Source organism: Hyphococcus sp. (assembly GCF_041986965.1).
Classification (GTDB): domain Bacteria; phylum Pseudomonadota; class Alphaproteobacteria; order Caulobacterales; family Parvularculaceae; genus Hyphococcus.
Genome location: NZ_JBHIXB010000004.1, coordinates 140,929 through 157,012, shown reverse-complemented (window position 1 = coordinate 157,012; position 16,084 = coordinate 140,929). Strand labels below are relative to the sequence as shown.

At 58.7% G+C, this 16,084-nt stretch carries 19 protein-coding genes and 1 pseudogene; 12 read left to right on the top strand and 8 right to left on the bottom strand.

Annotated features, from left to right (window positions below; genetic code table 11):
- The first annotated feature begins 53 nt into the window (after positions 1-53).
- The 6 genes from ACFC5L_RS17245 to ACFC5L_RS17220 all read left to right on the top strand — a co-directional run bounded on the left by ACFC5L_RS17245 (position 54) and on the right by ACFC5L_RS17220 (position 5,872).
- Positions 54-752 carry a Crp/Fnr family transcriptional regulator gene (locus ACFC5L_RS17245; protein ID WP_375203933.1) on the top strand — a complete coding sequence of 233 codons (699 nt, stop codon included), beginning with the start codon at positions 54-56 and terminating at the stop codon, positions 750-752.
- A gap of 100 nt (positions 753-852) precedes the next feature.
- Positions 853-1,275 (top strand): hypothetical protein, encoded by a 423-nt coding sequence (locus tag ACFC5L_RS17240; protein WP_375203932.1) that lies wholly within the window; start codon positions 853-855, stop codon positions 1,273-1,275.
- Between the two features lie 68 nt (positions 1,276-1,343).
- Positions 1,344-3,440 (top strand): TonB-dependent receptor, encoded by a 2,097-nt coding sequence (locus tag ACFC5L_RS17235; protein ID WP_375203931.1) that lies wholly within the window; start codon positions 1,344-1,346, stop codon positions 3,438-3,440.
- 138 nt (positions 3,441-3,578) lie between these two features.
- Positions 3,579-4,292 (top strand): hypothetical protein, encoded by a 714-nt coding sequence (locus ACFC5L_RS17230; RefSeq protein ID WP_375203930.1) that lies wholly within the window; start codon positions 3,579-3,581, stop codon positions 4,290-4,292.
- Between the two features lie 45 nt (positions 4,293-4,337).
- The gene (locus tag ACFC5L_RS17225; protein ID WP_375203929.1) at positions 4,338-4,556 is read left to right on the top strand and encodes a SlyX family protein; all 219 of its coding nucleotides are present in this window, start codon (positions 4,338-4,340) and stop codon (positions 4,554-4,556) included.
- A gap of 218 nt (positions 4,557-4,774) precedes the next feature.
- Entirely contained in the window at positions 4,775-5,872 is a 1,098-nt protein-coding gene (locus tag ACFC5L_RS17220) for a lactonase family protein (protein ID WP_375203928.1), read from the top strand.
- A gap of 54 nt (positions 5,873-5,926) precedes the next feature.
- On the opposite strand, the gene ACFC5L_RS17215 is transcribed toward ACFC5L_RS17220, so the two are convergent.
- Positions 5,927-7,426 (bottom strand): phosphomannomutase/phosphoglucomutase, encoded by a 1,500-nt coding sequence (locus tag ACFC5L_RS17215; protein ID WP_375203927.1) that lies wholly within the window; start codon positions 7,424-7,426, stop codon positions 5,927-5,929.
- 178 nt (positions 7,427-7,604) lie between these two features.
- Between ACFC5L_RS17215 and ACFC5L_RS17210 the strand changes: the two genes are divergently transcribed.
- Together ACFC5L_RS17210 and ACFC5L_RS17205 are read left to right on the top strand one after the other, a co-directional pair.
- Positions 7,605-8,891, top strand: a complete 1,287-nt coding sequence (locus ACFC5L_RS17210) for a NupC/NupG family nucleoside CNT transporter (RefSeq protein ID WP_375203926.1) — start codon at positions 7,605-7,607, stop codon at positions 8,889-8,891.
- A complete protein-coding gene (locus tag ACFC5L_RS17205) occupies positions 8,891-9,283 on the top strand; it encodes a GFA family protein (protein ID WP_375203925.1) in 393 nt (130 codons plus the stop codon). The genes ACFC5L_RS17210 and ACFC5L_RS17205 overlap by 1 nt, the downstream gene beginning before the upstream one ends.
- Here ACFC5L_RS17205 and ACFC5L_RS17200 read toward each other — a convergent pair.
- Positions 9,280-9,756 (bottom strand): GFA family protein, encoded by a 477-nt coding sequence (locus ACFC5L_RS17200; RefSeq protein WP_375203924.1) that lies wholly within the window; start codon positions 9,754-9,756, stop codon positions 9,280-9,282. The two genes, ACFC5L_RS17205 and ACFC5L_RS17200, sit on opposite strands and share 4 nt — an antisense overlap.
- 76 nt (positions 9,757-9,832) lie before the next feature.
- Between ACFC5L_RS17200 and ACFC5L_RS17195 the strand changes: the two genes are divergently transcribed.
- The gene (locus tag ACFC5L_RS17195; protein ID WP_375203923.1) at positions 9,833-10,444 is read left to right on the top strand and encodes a uracil-DNA glycosylase family protein; all 612 of its coding nucleotides are present in this window, start codon (positions 9,833-9,835) and stop codon (positions 10,442-10,444) included.
- A 543-nt stretch (positions 10,445-10,987) separates the two neighbouring features.
- On the opposite strand, the pseudogene ACFC5L_RS17190 reads toward ACFC5L_RS17195, so the two are convergent.
- Together ACFC5L_RS17190 and ACFC5L_RS17185 are read right to left on the bottom strand one after the other, a co-directional pair.
- Positions 10,988-11,425: pseudogene (locus ACFC5L_RS17190) on the bottom strand (lysozyme); the annotation flags it as partial.
- A gap of 221 nt (positions 11,426-11,646) precedes the next feature.
- Positions 11,647-12,006: a hypothetical protein gene (locus ACFC5L_RS17185; RefSeq protein ID WP_375203922.1), complete on the bottom strand. Its 360-nt coding sequence runs from the start codon at positions 12,004-12,006 to the stop codon at positions 11,647-11,649.
- 505 nt (positions 12,007-12,511) lie between these two features.
- On the opposite strand from ACFC5L_RS17185, the gene dksA reads away from it, so the two are divergent.
- From dksA to ACFC5L_RS17170, 3 genes are all read left to right on the top strand, one after another.
- Positions 12,512-12,928: an RNA polymerase-binding protein DksA gene (gene dksA / locus ACFC5L_RS17180; RefSeq protein ID WP_375203921.1), complete on the top strand. Its 417-nt coding sequence runs from the start codon at positions 12,512-12,514 to the stop codon at positions 12,926-12,928.
- Between the two features lie 159 nt (positions 12,929-13,087).
- Positions 13,088-13,453, top strand: coding sequence for a GNAT family N-acetyltransferase (locus ACFC5L_RS17175; protein WP_375203920.1), 366 nt, complete (start codon positions 13,088-13,090; stop codon positions 13,451-13,453).
- 248 nt (positions 13,454-13,701) lie between these two features.
- On the top strand, positions 13,702-13,905 hold the full coding sequence (locus tag ACFC5L_RS17170; RefSeq protein WP_375203919.1) for a cold-shock protein: 204 nt from the start codon (positions 13,702-13,704) through the stop codon (positions 13,903-13,905).
- A gap of 52 nt (positions 13,906-13,957) precedes the next feature.
- Here ACFC5L_RS17170 and lysM read toward each other — a convergent pair whose 3' ends face one another.
- The 4 genes from lysM to ACFC5L_RS17150 form a co-directional block, all read right to left on the bottom strand.
- Positions 13,958-14,389, bottom strand: coding sequence for a peptidoglycan-binding protein LysM (lysM, locus tag ACFC5L_RS17165; RefSeq protein WP_375203918.1), 432 nt, complete (start codon positions 14,387-14,389; stop codon positions 13,958-13,960).
- Positions 14,390-14,410: 21 nt separating this feature from the next.
- Positions 14,411-15,007, bottom strand: a complete 597-nt coding sequence (locus tag ACFC5L_RS17160) for a DUF937 domain-containing protein (protein WP_375203917.1) — start codon at positions 15,005-15,007, stop codon at positions 14,411-14,413.
- 143 nt (positions 15,008-15,150) lie between these two features.
- Positions 15,151-15,477 carry a hypothetical protein gene (locus tag ACFC5L_RS17155; protein ID WP_375203916.1) on the bottom strand — a complete coding sequence of 109 codons (327 nt, stop codon included), beginning with the start codon at positions 15,475-15,477 and terminating at the stop codon, positions 15,151-15,153.
- Positions 15,467-16,072, bottom strand: coding sequence for an RNA polymerase sigma factor (locus ACFC5L_RS17150; protein WP_375203915.1), 606 nt, complete (start codon positions 16,070-16,072; stop codon positions 15,467-15,469). Before ACFC5L_RS17150 ends, ACFC5L_RS17155 begins: the two co-directional genes overlap by 11 nt.
- Positions 16,073-16,084: the final 12 nt, after the last annotated feature.

Here is a 16,084-nt window from a genome sequence, read left to right as displayed (position 1 = left end):
TGATTACCACCGGCGGCAGGAGCAGAATGCTAATAATTTAGCATTCTGGATCTATGGCGGATCTGCTCGATTTTGGCTCCACGCCGCTGCTCTCCCTTCTGCCGGAGGCGATCGCCGCCCGGCTCAGCGCCGCTGCGTCCGTCGTTGAGTATGATGACGGCGAGACCATTCATTCCCGGGGCGACGCCAAGCCGGGTCTCTCCATAATCCGGATCGGGGCGGTGCGTTTCGCCAATCCCGGGGCGGATGGCTCCTACGTTACGACTTCCATTCTTGGGGAAGGCCATTGTTTTGGCGAGGCGACCCTGTTCGCGCGGCTGCCCCGCGCCTATGACGCCATTGCGGTGGGCGAGACCGTGATCGAGCAAATCACCAAACCACGTTTCGACCGTATTTTTGATGAAGAGCCGGACCTTGCCCGCGCACTCGTCATTGCCGTGACGCGCCGGCTCTATTCGGTGCTGGATTTTCTGGAAGATGTGCGGCGCCTGCCCCTGGATGTGCGAACGGCGAAGCTCATCGCGGGCATGGAGCGTTCCGCGAGACATGAGGGCGTAGTTGAATGCAACCAGTCAGATCTCGCCTTCACATTGGGGGTCTCCCGCGTGTCGATTGGCAAGGCGCTCGCGCGTCTACAGGATGAAGGATTAATTTCGCTTGGTTATGGGAGTATCGAAGTGTCGGACCGTAAAAGCCTCCATGACTGGGTCGCCGCCCGCCTGCCGGTTGAGCCCCTGATGCGCGGCGAATAGCCCTACCTTTTGAAAGTGTCTTGTAAACCCGGCGCGCTATAGGGTTCGGCGGATATGACTGGCAGGGTGTAATTACTCAATGATGTTGAACCGTCAAAACATGACAGGAGCGCGCGCCTCGGCGTCCGCTTTCTCATGGGTGCGGTTCATGCTCGTTGCGGCCCTGTTCGCCGCGGCCCTGCGGGCGGTGACGCCGATTGGCTACATGATTGGCCATGACGACGCGACGGGCCGCATCGCCATCACCATCTGTACGGGAAGCGGTGAAAAGCCCGCATATTTCAATCCCGAAACCGGCGAAGTGACAGAGGAAGACGGCGCGCCGGCGCCAGCCGTCAATGAAGCCGGTCAGTGCCCATTCGCATCGTTCAGCCTTCTTTATGCGCCGGAGCAGGCGCCTGACGGTCTCGGACTGCCGGTCGCTTTTGCGCAATCGCCGCTGTGGCGCGCGCAATCTGTATTTCATGACAGTCAAAGCGCTGTCTCGCCGCCGCCTTCGCGCGGGCCGCCGCTCCATACCTGATCCGACATTTCCTTTTTGATCAGACAATGCGCGCTGTCCTTTGAGGCAGGCGCGCGATGGAGCATACAATGAAAACCTATCTGTTTTTGTCCGCGAGTCTCGCGGGCGTCATGAGTCTGTGCGGCGCAGCCCAGGCGCAATCTTCCGCTTCCGCGCTTCAGGACGTGATTGTCGTAACCGGCTCTCCGCGCGAGTCGATGACCGTCGATGCAACGGCGCCGGACTTTACCCCGGACGCCGGCCCTGATGCGGCGGGTATTGTCGCGCGCCTTCCGGGCGCGGCCCTGATCGATAACGGCGCGCTGTCCGGCCAGGTGCAGTATCGCGGTCTTTTCGGTGAACGGCTGAACATTCGCGTTGACGGCCAGTCCTTTGCCTCGGGCGGCCCTAATATGATGGACCCGCCGCTGCATTATGCGCCGGCGCCGCTGGTTGGCGTGATCGTCGTCGATCGCGGCGTCAGCCCGGTGCGCAACGGTCCCGGTCTTGCGGGCGGGGTAGACGCCCAGTTCAAGCGCGTTGGTTTCACCGAGGGGTCAGATTTAAAACTCGGATATGACGTAACCGCGCTCGCGCGCAGCGTCGATGAAAGCTATGCGGTGGGGGGCGTCGCCGGCGCATCCAATGAGGCTTTGCGCTTCAACATTCTCGGCTCTTATGAAGATGGCGGCGATGTGGAGTTTCCGGGCGGAACCATTGCATCGTCATCACACAGGCGCGCAGTCTATGGCGCATCCGCTGGTGCGAAATTTGGCGATCACGAAGTCGGCGTTGATGTGCGGCGTCAAAAGACAGGGCCTACAGGCAACCCGCCTTTCCCCATGGATATTCGCTTCTTTGAGACGGATTTCGCCCGGGCGACATGGAATGGCGCTTTAGGCGGCGTCAAATTCGAAAGCGCGTTCTCCATCGCCGATGTTGATCACGCCATGAACAATTTTGATCTGCGCCCGGCGCCGCCGGACCCGGCGCGGTTCCGTGAAACGTTTGCTGAGGCGCGCACGCTATCAGGCAAGGTCGCCATCATTGTTCCAGCGACGGGCGGCGATTTACGCCTTGGCGTCGATATTGAAGATGCAGACAAGGATGTGACGATCACCAATCCGAATAACCCGAATTTCTTCATCAACTCCTTGGCGGACATCGAGATACAGCGCAAAGGCGTTTTCGCCGAATGGACCGGCGCTGCTGGCTGGCTCAATGCGGAGCTGGGCGTGCGCGCCGATTTCCACGACGCGAGCGCCGGGGAGGCGACGGTCGGTCCCGCACTGCCGATGGGCCCGGTTAATCTCGCCGATGCATTCAATGCTGCTGACCGCGAATGGGACAAGACGACAGTGGACGGCGTCATCCGGTTGTGGTCGGAGGAAGCAAACGGCGTTTCATGGCGCCTGACCCTGGCCCATAAAACCCGGGCGCCCGGTTATGTGGAGCGGTTCTCCTGGCTGCCCACACAGGCGAGCGGCGGTCTCGCTGACGGCAATGTCTATATCGGCGACTTGCAGCTTACCAATGAAACCGCATGGATCGCCGAAGCTGGAACCGATCTGCGCGGCGACAATTTCTATCTGCGGCCGACGGTCTTTTATCGCCGCATTGACGACTATGTGCAGGGTGTTCCTTTCGACGCGACGGTCGACGTGATCGACACGCCGCAGGAAATGATCGCCGCCATGAACGGCGATTCAACGCCGCTGCGTTTCGCCAATGTAGACGCCGAACTTTATGGCGTTGATGTTGATGGCGGTGTTGCGTTGACGGATCATCTTCGACTTGACGGGGTTGTTTCTTATGTACGCGGCAAACGGCGCGATATTGACGACAACCTCTATCGCATCTCGCCGCCGCATGCGTCACTTGCGGCGACCTATGAAAGGGCGAAATGGTCCGTGAGCGCTGAAACAGTGCTGGTCGCAGATCAAAACAAAGTGTCTGTCACAAACAGCGAACAAGCGACGGATGGATATGCGTTGTTCAACATCACCGGCGACATCGAGCTCGCAACGGGCGTATCGCTTTCCGCTGGCGTCACCAATATTTTCGACAAGGATTATCGCCACCATTTGGCCGGCTATAACCGTGTCGCAAATTCAGACGTTGCGATCGGAGAAAGATTGCCGGGCAATGGCCGGGGCGCCTTTGTCCGGGTGCATCTGTCACGCTAATGAGATAGTGGGGCGGCTGGCTGTCTGGCCGCCCCGTTTTCTCATGTGAGACATTTTGTCTTGGCTTTTCGTCGCTGGATTTGCGGTCTCGCGCCGTTAAACAGGGGTGACACGGATGATTCGAGAAGGGGCGGCGCCATGAGTGAGGCCAAAACTGAAAAGCAACAGAAGCCAAAGCGGCGCGCTGGCGGTTATCTGTTCATTCCCAAGGACCTGCAAACCAACACCATTCTCACCTGGCTTCGGCGCAGCCATGCCTGGACCGGTTTTTATGGCGCGCTTTTCTTTTTCTTTCTTGGCCTGACAGGTTTCTATCTCAATCACCGGACGGCGCTGATGCATATAGAAGGCGGCGTCACGAAAGAGGTTGCGTCCCTTTCAGCGCCTGTTGACCCGGGGCTGATCACCAGTGAGGAAACGCTGGCGTTATGGATGCAGGACGCGTTCGATATTGACGCCGAACCGTCTCGCGGGCGCCGGCGTGCGGGCGGGCCTGTCTCCTTTGGCGGCCGCGCAGCTGAACAGGCGCCGAGCTATACGGTGACGTTTCGGGGGCCGAACGCAATTATCACTGGAGAGTACGAGCTTGGCGCCAATCGGGTTAGCGTGAAGCGTTCCAATGCGAGTTTGCTCAAGGGATTGATCGATTTGCACAAGGTTGTCGGCGTCAACAAGCTGTTTATCTTGATCATGGACACCATGGCGGGCGCCATGATGTTCATGGTGATGTCGGGGATATTGCTCTGGACCCGCCTTCACGGGCCGCGCCTGGCTGCCGTCGGCATTCTCGGGGCGGTTGCTGTGGCCGCCATGCTTGCGCTATCGGGGACGTGGATCGGCTGGGCGGCGTAAACTTCTTCCTGCGCACAGCCATGATAATGCGAAGGAATTTTCGCCATGACTGACGATGCTTTACTGTCGCGAATTGAGAAGCTGGAAGAACGCTCCGCCTTTCAGGAGCAAGCCATTGAGGACCTTTCCAAGGCGTTGACCGATCAATGGAAGCTGCTGGAATCGTTCAAGCGCGACGTGTCACGCCTGAGCGACGAATTAAAGGCCGTTGAAGATGCGGTAGATCATGGCGGTCATCGCGAACCGCCGCCGCCGCATTATTAGTCGCTGCGGAGCGGCTTTAAACTTACGGCCACAATTCTCCTGAATTCCAATCTCGACCGTGTGATCTCAAACATCTTTTCACGTCTTTAGCGCATCACACACAGTTTACTGAGCTCACAGACCTTTGGCGCGAATGTGAGTTCTGGACAGTGTGAACGCGTGCCAAAGCTCCTCGCCGTCAATGTTCCTTTATTGGGAAAACAACACGGAGGAGAAGTATGAAGTTTTTCAATTTAAGAATAGGTGTCGCTGCACTCACAGCTGCATTGGCTTTGGGCGCCGCATCAACGGCGAACGCGGTTACTGTCTATACGTCCAGCAATGACGCTGGCGGCAATCGAATCCTTACTTTTGAATCGAAAGGCGCAACCGGCGCTTTCATTGAAAAGAGGCCTGTTTCAACGGGCGGTTTGGGATCTGGCGGTGGCCTTGGAAGTCAGGATGCGCTCACTCTTGCGCGCAATGGACGCGTGCTTCTTGCTGTAAATGCCGGCAGCAATGACGTTAGCACATTCCGGGTTCGCAGAAACGGCGTCAGGCTCATTGGCGTGTATCCGTCCGGCGGCGTCATGCCGACCAGCGTCGCGGTTCATGATGACCTCGTTTACGTCATGAATGCCGGCGGTGAAACCAACGTTTCAGCTTTCCGTCTTGAACGTGACGGTTCGCTGACGCCGATTCCGAATTCTACGCGTTCCCTGTCTGTCGCGGCTTCCGCGCCAGCCCAGGTCGGTTTTAACGGAGCCGGGGATGCGCTGGTCGTCACCGAGCGGGCGACCAATAATATCCGGGTCTTTCCGGTTGATGAGGACGGCCTTCTTGGCGAGCCAGTAGATAACGCTTCAAGCGGTCAGACGCCGTTTGGTTTTACTTTTGACCGCCGCGATAACCTGCTTGTAAGCGAAGCTTTTGGCGGAGCGCAAAACCAGGCGGCGTTGTCATCTTATGGCCTGAACATTGATGACCTCTCGCTGGAGACAGTTACCGGCTCGGCTTCCGCAGATCAGACAGCGGGGTGCTGGGTCGTGACGTCCCGCAATGGCCGCTACGCCTATGTGACGAACACCGGTTCCGGCACCGTTACAGGCTACTCGGTTGGCCGCACGGGAGCGGTGACGCGTCTCAGCAATGACCCGGTCACCGGCGTTACGGGCGGCAATCCACTTGATGCTTCAGTCCGCGCCAACACCATGTTCGTGCTGACGCCGAGAAACGGTGAGATCGTTCCGTTCAAGATCGAACATGACGGCTCGCTTACGCGTGAACGGCCGATCTCCGGCGTATCGACGACGGCCGCCGGCGTCGTTGCCTGGTAGTAATAAAAAGGAGCGCCATGGATTTCCATGGCGCTCCTCTTCAGACTGATGGATCTAGATCTTCTGATTATACTCGCCGACTTCGGAATGCTTGCGCAGTTCGGCGTCCATTTCCTCGAACATCTTTTTCATGTTCTCTTCCGATGTCGGGCTTTCGATCACCACGACAAGTTCGGGTTTGTTCGACGAGGCGCGAATGAGCCCCCAAGTGCCGTCTTCCGCTGTAATACGTACGCCATTCACGGTGACGACATCGCGGATTTTCTGGCCGATAATCGTGCCGCCGGATTTCGCACGTTCCTCGAACGCTTTCACCACCTGTTCGACAACGCCATATTTGGTTTCATCGGCGCAGTGCGGCGACATGGTTGGTGAGGACCAGGTTTTCGGGAGTGATTTTCTTAAATCCGAAAGCTTCTTGTCGGGATTGTGGTCGAGCATCTGAAGAAGTGCGATGGCGGCGACAAGACCATCATCATAGCCGCGTCCGATTGGCTTGTTAAAGAAGAAGTGGCCTGACTTTTCAAAGCCGGCCAGCGCCCCCATCTCGTGGCTCTTGCGTTTGATGTAGGAGTGGCCGGTTTTCCAATATTCGGTCTTCGCGCCGTTCTTAATCAGCACCGGATCCGTCACGAAAAGGCCGGTAGACTTTACATCCACCACGAACTGCGCGCCGGGGTGCTGCGCTGAGAGATCGCGGGCGATGAGAACGCCAATCTTGTCGGCGAAAATCTCCTCGCCTTCGTCGTCGACTACGCCGCAGCGGTCGCCGTCGCCGTCAAAGCCGAGCGCCACGTCGGCGCCGTGTTCCCGGATAGCGGCCTGCATGGCGTGCAGCATTTCCATATCTTCCGGGTTCGGATTATAGCGCGGGAAAGTATGATCAAGCTCGGCGTCCATGGGGATGACTTCCAGCCCCATGCGCTCCAGCGCCTCTGGCGCATAGGCGCCAGCCGTGCCGTTGCCGCAGGCGGCGATGACTTTCATCTTCCGCTTGAAGGAAACGCCGTCGACAAGATCGGCGATGTAACGCTCGCGCAGGCCTTCGACATATTTATAGGCGCCGCCGGGGAAGGATTTATATTCGCCGTTCAACACGATCTCTTTCAGCCGGCCCATCTCATCAGGCCCGAAGGTGAGGGGGCGCGCCGCGCCCATCTTCACACCGGTCCAGCCATTTTCGTTATGGCTCGCCGTCACCATGGCGACGCAGGGAATGTCGAGATCGAATTGCGCGAAATAGGCGACCGGCGAAAGCGCGAGACCGATATCGTTGACTTCGATCCCGGCCGTCATGAGGCCAACGGTGAGCGCCTGTTTGATGGAAGCCGAATAACCGCGGAAATCATGGCCGACGACGATGCGCGGCTCTTTGCCCATTTCGCGGATCAGCGTGCCAAGGCCCTGTCCCAAAGCCTGTATGCCCAGGAGATTGATCTCTTTTTCGAAGACCCAGCGGGCGTCATATTCCCGAAAGCCCGTCGGTTTGACGAGAGGGGTTACTTCATAGGCGAGCGTGTTGGATTTCAGATCGGCGCGCGGCGCAGGCAGCATGGGTTCTTCCTTCAAGTCTGTCTCTTGCGCTGCACAATAGAGCCCCCGGCGGGACGTGCAAGCAGCAAAGAATCTTAACAGAATCAGTGACAAAGGCGCAGCGGTTGCGCATAGTTCCCGGCGGCATAAAAGGGCGGGTCAGCATAAGGCCTGGGGCGGCGCGACTTCCGAGGGGTTCATGGATTTGCCAGAGCAGTTGAGCGAGATCGGCCTGCGCGGCCAGAGCGCGATAGGTCTTGTGGTCTTCATCTCTATCGCATGGCTGTTTTCGAGCCAGAAAATGCGTTTTCCATTTTTTGCGGCGGTCTGGACGGTTGCAGCGCAGATCCTGATCGCCGCCTTTCTTCTTTATCAACCCTGGGCCCGGGCCGGCCTCGCCTCGCTGCAAACCGTGGTCGAAGTCTTACAGGCCGCGACCCGGGAGGGCACAACGTTCGTTTTTGGATTTCTTGGCGGCGGCGATGCGCCGTTCGAGGTTGTGAATGAAGGCGCGATGTTCAGTTTCGCTTTTGGCGCCTTGCCGCTCGTGATCTTTTTTTCCGGCTTGTCGGCGGTCATGTGGCACTGGGGCATTTTGAAAATTTTTGTGCGCGGCTTCGCCTTTCTGCTTGAGAAAGTGTTTCGCGTCGGCGGCGCAGTGGCGCTCTCCTCGGCGGCGAACACTTTTCTTGGACAGACAGAAGCGCCGCTGCTCATTCGTCCTTACCTGTCGAAGATATCGCGCGCTGAAATGCTGATTGTCATCACCGGCGGTTTCGCCACAGTCGCCGGATCGGTGATGGCGGTTTTTGCAATCATTCTTGCAGACATTGATCCTTCTATTTTGGGTCATATCATTGTCGCGTCGATTATTTCTGTTCCGGCCGCGATCCTGATGGCCCAGGTGATGATGCCGGAGGAAAAAGGCGCAACGCCGACGCCGGTCGAGGCTGCGGACGATTTCGGTTATGGCGGCACCATGGATGCCTTCATGCGCGGGGTCACCGATGGGCTCGGCCTCTATCTCAATATTCTCGCGTCATTGATCGCCTTTATTGCGGCGGTGGCGCTGATCAACATTATCTTGTCCGCAGGGCCGGATGTCGCCGGCGCCCCAATCACGTTGGAGCGCATATTGGGCTATATTTTCGCTCCCTTTATGTGGCTGGCTGGCGTTCCCTGGTCGGAAGCCAAGGCGGCCGGCGAATTCATGGGGTTGAAAACGGCGCTCAACGAATTCGTCGCTTATCTTCGCCTTGCAGAAGCGCCGCCGGGCACCTTTTCAGAGCGCAGCGTGCTCATCGTCATTTATTCGCTTTGCGGCTTCGCAAATTTCTCTAGCCTTGGCATTGTCATTGGCGGCTTGACGGCGCTGGCCCCGGACCGGCGCATGGATGTTATCGATCTTGCGCCGCGCGCGCTCATCGCCGGCACGCTGGCGACGCTGATGACGGGCGCTGTCATCGGCCTCATCTGGGTCGGGTGATGGCGGCCCAGAAAACAGGAAGGTGTCATTGCGGCGCCGTGACATGGGAGGCGGCGCTTCCTGATGAGATCGTCGCTGACGAGTGTAACTGCTCCATGTGCGAGATGGTCGGGTTTCTCCACGTCATTGTCCCGCGTTCGAAATTCAAGCTGCTAACCGGCGACGATCACCTCACGGAATACCGCTTCAACACAGGCACGGCGCGGCATTGGTTCTGTAAAACCTGCGGTGTGAAGTCTTTTTATATCCCACGTTCGAACCCGGACGGTTATGCGTTGAATCTGCGTTGCATGGACCGCAGCCAGTTTGCAAAAATCGAGATCCGCCCGTTTGACGGACAGAACTGGGAAGCGAACGCGAGCAAGCTCGCTCATTTGTCCAAAGGTGATTAAGGCTGTTTTGGCGGCCAGCTTTCCGTCTCATGATCGGGATGCTGGCGGTTCGCAGAATTCATCGCCGGTTCTTCGGGAAAATCAGTCACTTTGAGGGTTGCGATATCCACAAACCACGCAATGCGCGAGGATGTTCCCATCTGGTTATGCGGCGGGAACTGATCAGGATGGTCGAGCGATCCGATCGTGAGATTGATGCGGTCATTGTCAAGAGAGTTGAAAAAGAGCGGCGTGCCGCAATCAGCGCAGAAGCCGCGTTCAGCGTAATCGGAGCTCTGAAACACCGCCGGTTCGCCGCGGGTCCATTGCAGCGCTTCATTGGGCGTCGCCACGAGTGCGGCGAAGATGTTGCCCATGGCTTTCTGGCACATGCGGCAGTGACAGAGATGGGAATTATCCAGCATTCTGTCCGTGCGATAGCGCACCGCGCCGCATTGGCATCCGCCGGTGACATCCATTTTGATAATCTTCATGTGCCTTCACCTGAAATTGAAAGTAATCGTGATGCGTGCGCGATGACATTTTCGCCAATTTCAATATAGCAGCGTTATGGCCGCCAAAAAACAAAGCCTCGCCTCGCTCCTGAAAGAAATTCGCGCCTGCCGCCTTTGCGTGGAGGCGCCGAAAGGCGCTGCGCTGCCTCATGAGCCGCGGCCGGTGTTGCGAGCCTCATCGACAGCGAGGCTCGCCGTTTTCGGTCAGGCGCCTGGCAATCTGGTTCATCAAAGCGGCAAACCCTTCACCGACCCGTCGGGTGTGCGCCTGCGTGAATGGATGGGGGTTAGCGATGAAGAGTTTTATGACGAAAAGAAGATCGCCATTATTCCCATGGGCTTTTGTTTTCCCGGGTATGACGCCAAGGGCGGCGACAAGCCGCCGCGAAAAGAATGCGCGGGCGCCTGGCGCGCGCGGCTTATGGCGGCGATGCCTAAACTCGAAACCATGATCCTCGTGGGCGGTTACGCCCAGAAATGGCATTTGGGCGATGACGCGAGAAAGACCCTGACGGAAACGGTGGAGAACTGGCGTGATTATACGCCGCGCTATTTTGCGACGCCGCACCCGTCCTGGCGAAACAATGTCTGGCTGAAAAAGAATCCGTGGTTTGAAGAGGAGCTGCTGCCCGTTTTGCGCAAGCGGGTGAGGACGCTCTTGAAGTAACTGTTACCGCCGGTAGTTCCGCCAGTCATCGAAACGGGCGTAGATCACGAACAGCACCGACAGGATGATGAGGATGACGAGCGCAAACTGCACCTGCGCTTCGACGGCATGGACTTCATGTTTTGATGGACGGTCGCCCGGCACTTCGATCATTTCGCCGGTTTCTACATCAGCGCCGGACTGGCCCGTGGACGGGGCGCTATCGCCGCCGTCTTCTTCGCCTTGCGCTTCCTCGCCGCCTGCTTCGCCACCCTCGGAGCCGTTACCTTGCGTTTCGCTGGCGGGCGGGGTTGAGCCTTCGCCGGCTTCCGGGTTTTCGGTCATGCCGGTCCCGTTTTCGATATTGGTCTCGATCTGGTCGAGCTCTTCGGCGTTGTCCCTGCCCATGGTCGAGGCGGCGACGCCGGCGCCGCCAGCGATAGTGGCGCCTTGCACGGTCCGGCTCTCGGCGACGTTTCCGCGGCGCGGTGAGTCTTCAACCGGCGTCGCGCGGGAATTTTCATCCAGCTGTTCGGGATCGCGCACCTGCGGCGCCGCTGTCGGGGTCAAAAACAGCGCCTTTTCGGCGGCCCTCCGGCGTGTAAGACCAAGAACTTCACGCAAGACGCCGCCAACAGTCGCCTTGTTCCACCAGGTCAGCGCGTCGGCGGCGCCGACCCGGTCGCCCTTATTGAGCCGCTTTAAGGCGGTGGAGCCGCGAAAAGCCGCCGCACCGACATTGTAAACAAAGCTGACCAGCGCATCGAATTCGTTCTGGTTCAGGGGGACTTTGACCGCGCCTTCAACGGCTTGCTCGCGCGGCTTCAGATCGCGTCGCAGCAGTTCTTCGGCGTCCCGTTCGCTGATTTTCATGCCCGGCTGTACATCTGCGCCTGTGTGGCCATAGCCAATCGTCCAGATGCCCGCGATGTCCTGATAGGCTTCGAGCTCCAGCCCCTCAAATCGCTTGATTAGCTCGACGCCATTTTCAGAAGTTCTCACGACTACACTCCCACCCCTCTAACGGCGCCACCTTAACCTTAAAAAGGGGCGAAATGTAGAATGTTCCGGCGGAAAATAAGCGGCTCGATGCGGTCTGGGGCGAACGGAGATTTCCGACGCAATAAGAACAACTTAGCGGTGAAAGTCCGGCTTTTCCTGACAACAGGCGATCGACTGCGGTCCATCACAACCCGGTGGGAGCCCGCTCATCGGCGCCTTGTCTACGCGATCTGGCCGCAATCTTCGCCAGTTTCGGCGGTCTCTTCGACGCCATCAAGCAGCGCCCGCTGGCGCGCAGCCCGCGCTTCGAACACCGCCGTTACGGCGCGCAAACGCACCAGCGCGGCCTCATCCACGGCGGCGACACCGATGCGATCGGCGGCGATCATCCGGATCGACTGGGCGTAGGCCGAGGCGAGGCGGGCTTTTTCCTCCTGAAGAGGGGCCGCATCTTCCGGGCGATCTTCTTCTATCGCCTCATTTTCCTCTTCGAAAATGAGGTTGAGGGACTCCGTGATGTCGATTAGCGCCGCAACCCGGTCAGCGGCCTCTGGCGAATGGATCGTTTCGAGGGCGGTCATGCCGGCGTTCCTTTAGTGCTGGCGGCGGTATGCTCCGTATCCTGAGCGTTGACCTCAGGAGGCAGGCAGGGTGCAGGGGGCTGCATGATGGCTTGCATGGCTCGCACAGTGTTTTCCTCGGTTCCGCAGGGTTTTTGGCTGCGGGCTCGCTCGCCCTCAGGGGCGCGCTCTTCGGCTATACGAAACCCGGAAGAACAAAGGTTTGAGCATTTGAGTGAAATTGTTCGTATCTTGTGCGAGGCGGGGCTCAGGGGCTCTCACACCCTTATGGGACGGCTCCCGGCGGCGGCGGCCCAATATGCTGCGCCGCAGCGAAATCGGCTTCCGGGCGGCCGATTTCCCTCAGAGCAACTGAAAATCAAGACTTCAAAAATATGAATTTTTTTCGATGACGCGCTGGGTGCGAAAACCCTGCTTGAGCCCATGGGACGGCGCCGTTATAGAGAGCCGCGACTCGGCGCCGGAATCGGCTTCGGGCAGGGGGCTTGTTAGTTGGGAGAAGGCCATGTCTGCGTCCGAGATTGATGAGTATCGTCCGTCCGAAGACGAACCCTTCATGAATGACCGTCAAAAGGAGTATTTCAAGAAAAAGCTCCTTTCCTGGAAACAGGACATCCTGAAGGAAAGCAAAGGCACGCTGACCAATCTTCAGGAAGATGACAACCACCTGCCGGACATCGCTGACCGCGCGTCGAGTGAGACCGAAAAGGCGCTTGAGCTCAGAACCCGCGACCGCCAGCGCAAGCTGATCTCCAAGATCGACGCCGCCTTGCGCCGGATCGAAACCGGTGAATATGGCTATTGTGAAGAGACTGGCGAGCCCATCGGCGTGCGCCGTCTCGATGCGCGTCCCATCGCGACCCTTTCCCTCGAGGCGCAGGAGCGCCATGAGCGCGAGGAAAAAGTCTACCGGGACGACTGATGACCGGGCGGGCGACGTTTGAACTGTCGCATGAGTGACGATTGCCGCATCCGGCCTTTCCGGCCGGCGGATCTGCCAAGACTCCATGAAATAAGAATAGCGGCTTTTGCGCCGGTCTTTGCGTCCTTTCGGGAATTGGTGGGCGAAAGGATCGCGTCAGTGGCGTTTGCGGGCGCGGAAAAAGAGCAGGCGGCTCTGCTTGATCGTTACTGCGGGCCGGATTCCGATCGTGAGGTGTATGTCATTGAGCGGCGCGGACAGGTTGCGGGCTTTTGCACTCTGTCGCTGAACCGGGAAACCCTGATTGGGGAGATCGATCTGAACGCTGTCGACCCGGATTGTCAGGGCGAGGGGCTTGGCGAAAAGCTCTACGCTTTTGCTCTTCGCCGCATGAAAGAGGCGGGAATGAAAGTCGCCACAGTCGGAACGGGCGGCGACGAGGCGCATGCGCCCGCACGGCGCGCCTATGAAAAGGCGGGTTTCGCCGCCGCGATCCCGTCGCTTTATCTCTACAAATCGATTTAAAAATCCCCGAAAAAATCCTGTTATTTTCGTCACTTGCGAAGCGGGTGAGGGACGCCTATATCTGGGTTCGCAATTTCTGTTTTGGGCCGCAGCCGAACCGCGGCCGATGCTAACACCGTCTGCTGAACTTCGACGTTTCCAAGACATGAGCTTGCATACACCGGACGCTGTCTCTTTAGAGGCGGCGGCCAACAGCCTGCGAGGACAACAGACTTCGCAGGCGCGCCTTATGTCAAAGGAGACTAAAAATGGCGACTGGTACTGTAAAATGGTTTAACGGCCAAAAAGGTTACGGCTTCATCCAGCCTGATGACGGCGGCAAGGACGTATTCGTCCACGCAACCGCTGTTGAGCGCGCTGGCATGTCGGCCCTGGTCGAAGGCCAGAAGATCGAGTTCGAAATCGTAACCGATCGCGGCAAGTCCTCTGCGGGCAACCTGCAAAAAATCTAAACCGGTCTCCGGTTTGAAAAGAAAACGGCGCCTCTTGGGGCGCCGTTTTTTGTTAGTTGATCGACGGGATCCGTAATGTCTGGCCCGGATAGATCTTGTCCGGATCGGAGAGCATCGGTGTGTTGGCCTCGAAGATCACCGGATATTTCATGGCGTCGCCATAATGCTCCTTGGCGATTTTCGAGAGCGTGTCGCCTGATTTGACCGTGTAGAAGATCGTCTGATCCGGCTCATCCTCGATATCAATATGCGCTTCGACTTCGCCAACGCCCGGCGTATTGCCGGCGGCGACAATCGCTTTCTCCGCCTCGGCGCGGTTTTTCGCTTTACCCTTCAGGACGACGCGGCCGTCGCCCGCCTCTTCGACTTTCAGGTCTTTGACTTCAGTCTTGTGACCCTGGATACGCTCCTTGATGCCTTCGGCCATATTGGCGACGCCTTCACGAAATTTCTCGCCGGCTTCTTTTGCGAATTTGAATAGCATTCGAAGTGCCTCCCTTGATGGTTATTTCCGCCCGAAAAGGCCGCCGAGCAATTGCTTGCCGGCCTGCTCAAGAATGTCGTCCTTGAAGTCGCCGTCGCCGTCCTGATCGAGAAAGCCCATGAGGCCGCCAAGGGCCGGCGGCGCCGATTTCTGCGCGCGCACGCTTTCTTCGGTGACGAGCCCTGCGAGGGCTGAGGCGTCGAGGCCCTGTTCGCGCTTGGCGCGGCCGAGAGAAGCGAGCACGGCGGGCGCCGCCATGGCGAGAAGCTGAGCGATCTGGCCCTGATCGACGCCGGCGGTTTTGGCGAGCGCCTGTGCGGTCTGGTCCTGTTTGCCGCCAAGAATGTGACCGAGGATTTTCTGGCCGTCTGAAAGGACATCGTCATTGGCGAGCGCGGAAACATTGTTCAACAGGCTGCCGTCATGCCGGTCGAGCGCATTGGCGAGCGCCTGTGCGCCCTCGGGCTGGGAGGCGTTCTTTTTTAATCCCGCCATCAGCGCCGCCATGGCCATCGGCATCATTTTTTCTGCAAGGCCTTCCGAAAGGCCGGTCTTCTGCGCCGCCTGGCCCGCCATCTGGCCGACAACGACATCCGTCAACTGATCCATCAATGACATGATAACCTCCACCCTGAATTCGCGGTCCCACGACCTATGCGCGAAGTGTAGGTCTCAAATTCGCCTGCCGCAAATTATTCAGGGCGAAGCGCCTGGCGCGCACGCTATAACATTCGGACAGGTCGGCGTTTTTGAAGGCCGCCTTAAAAATCCTGACGCAGCACCAGGGCCGTCGCCGTCAGTGCGCCTGCGAGCATAAGAGCTGCGAGGAGATGTGGAGAAAGCCCCGCCGACGCCATTTCCGGCGCCGCGTTTCCAAGCGCAGGCGCCAGCGCCGAGACGAAGCCGGTGAATTGAGACGCCGCGAAGGCCGCGCCGATCCCGCCGGCAAACGCCACGACGCCGAGCCGGGCGCGCTGGCGGGCGCCGAGTTTGAACAGGATACGCTCTGCAAAGCGATCCCGTGTGAGCCGGTCCGCCAATGCGTCGAAATCCGATTTCAAGATATCTTCGACAGGATCAGAAGACATAATGCTTTCCCTTTACTGGTTGAGAAGGAGAGGCGACGGCTGTGGGCTTCTGCTCGCCTTCAGTCGAGGTGTCGGAAAGGGCGGCGCGCATTTTGTCTCTGGCGCGCGCCACATAGGTTTTGACGGAGCCTAGCGGCGCCCCAAGCGCGGACGCCGCTTCCGTATGAGAAAAGCCGGCGGCGTCGCATAAAAGGATTGCTGCGCGCTCCATCTCGTCAAGGCAGGAAAGCGCCTTTCGAAGATCAAGCGACATGCCGGCTTCGAGTGTATCGGTCCGCGGACTTGCCGCATTGTCTTTCAGAGCGTCTTCCAGTCTTGCCGCCGCTTTCGCCTTGCGCGCATCCTGAAGGAACTCGCGATAGGCGATGGCGTAAAGCCAGGACCGGAAAGAGCCGCCGCCCTTGAAGCCGGCAAGGCCGGCATGAGCCTTCATGAAGGCTTCCTGTGCAATGTCGTCGGCGAGCGCGCCGTCTCCGCAGAGTCGGATCAAAAACGCGCGCAGCCGCGCCTGATGGCGCCGCACAAGCACGGCGAAGGCGCGCTCGTTCTGAGCGGCCTTCGCAAGCGTGACGAGTTCGATGTCAGCAGGCTCCATGGAGCGGCCTCC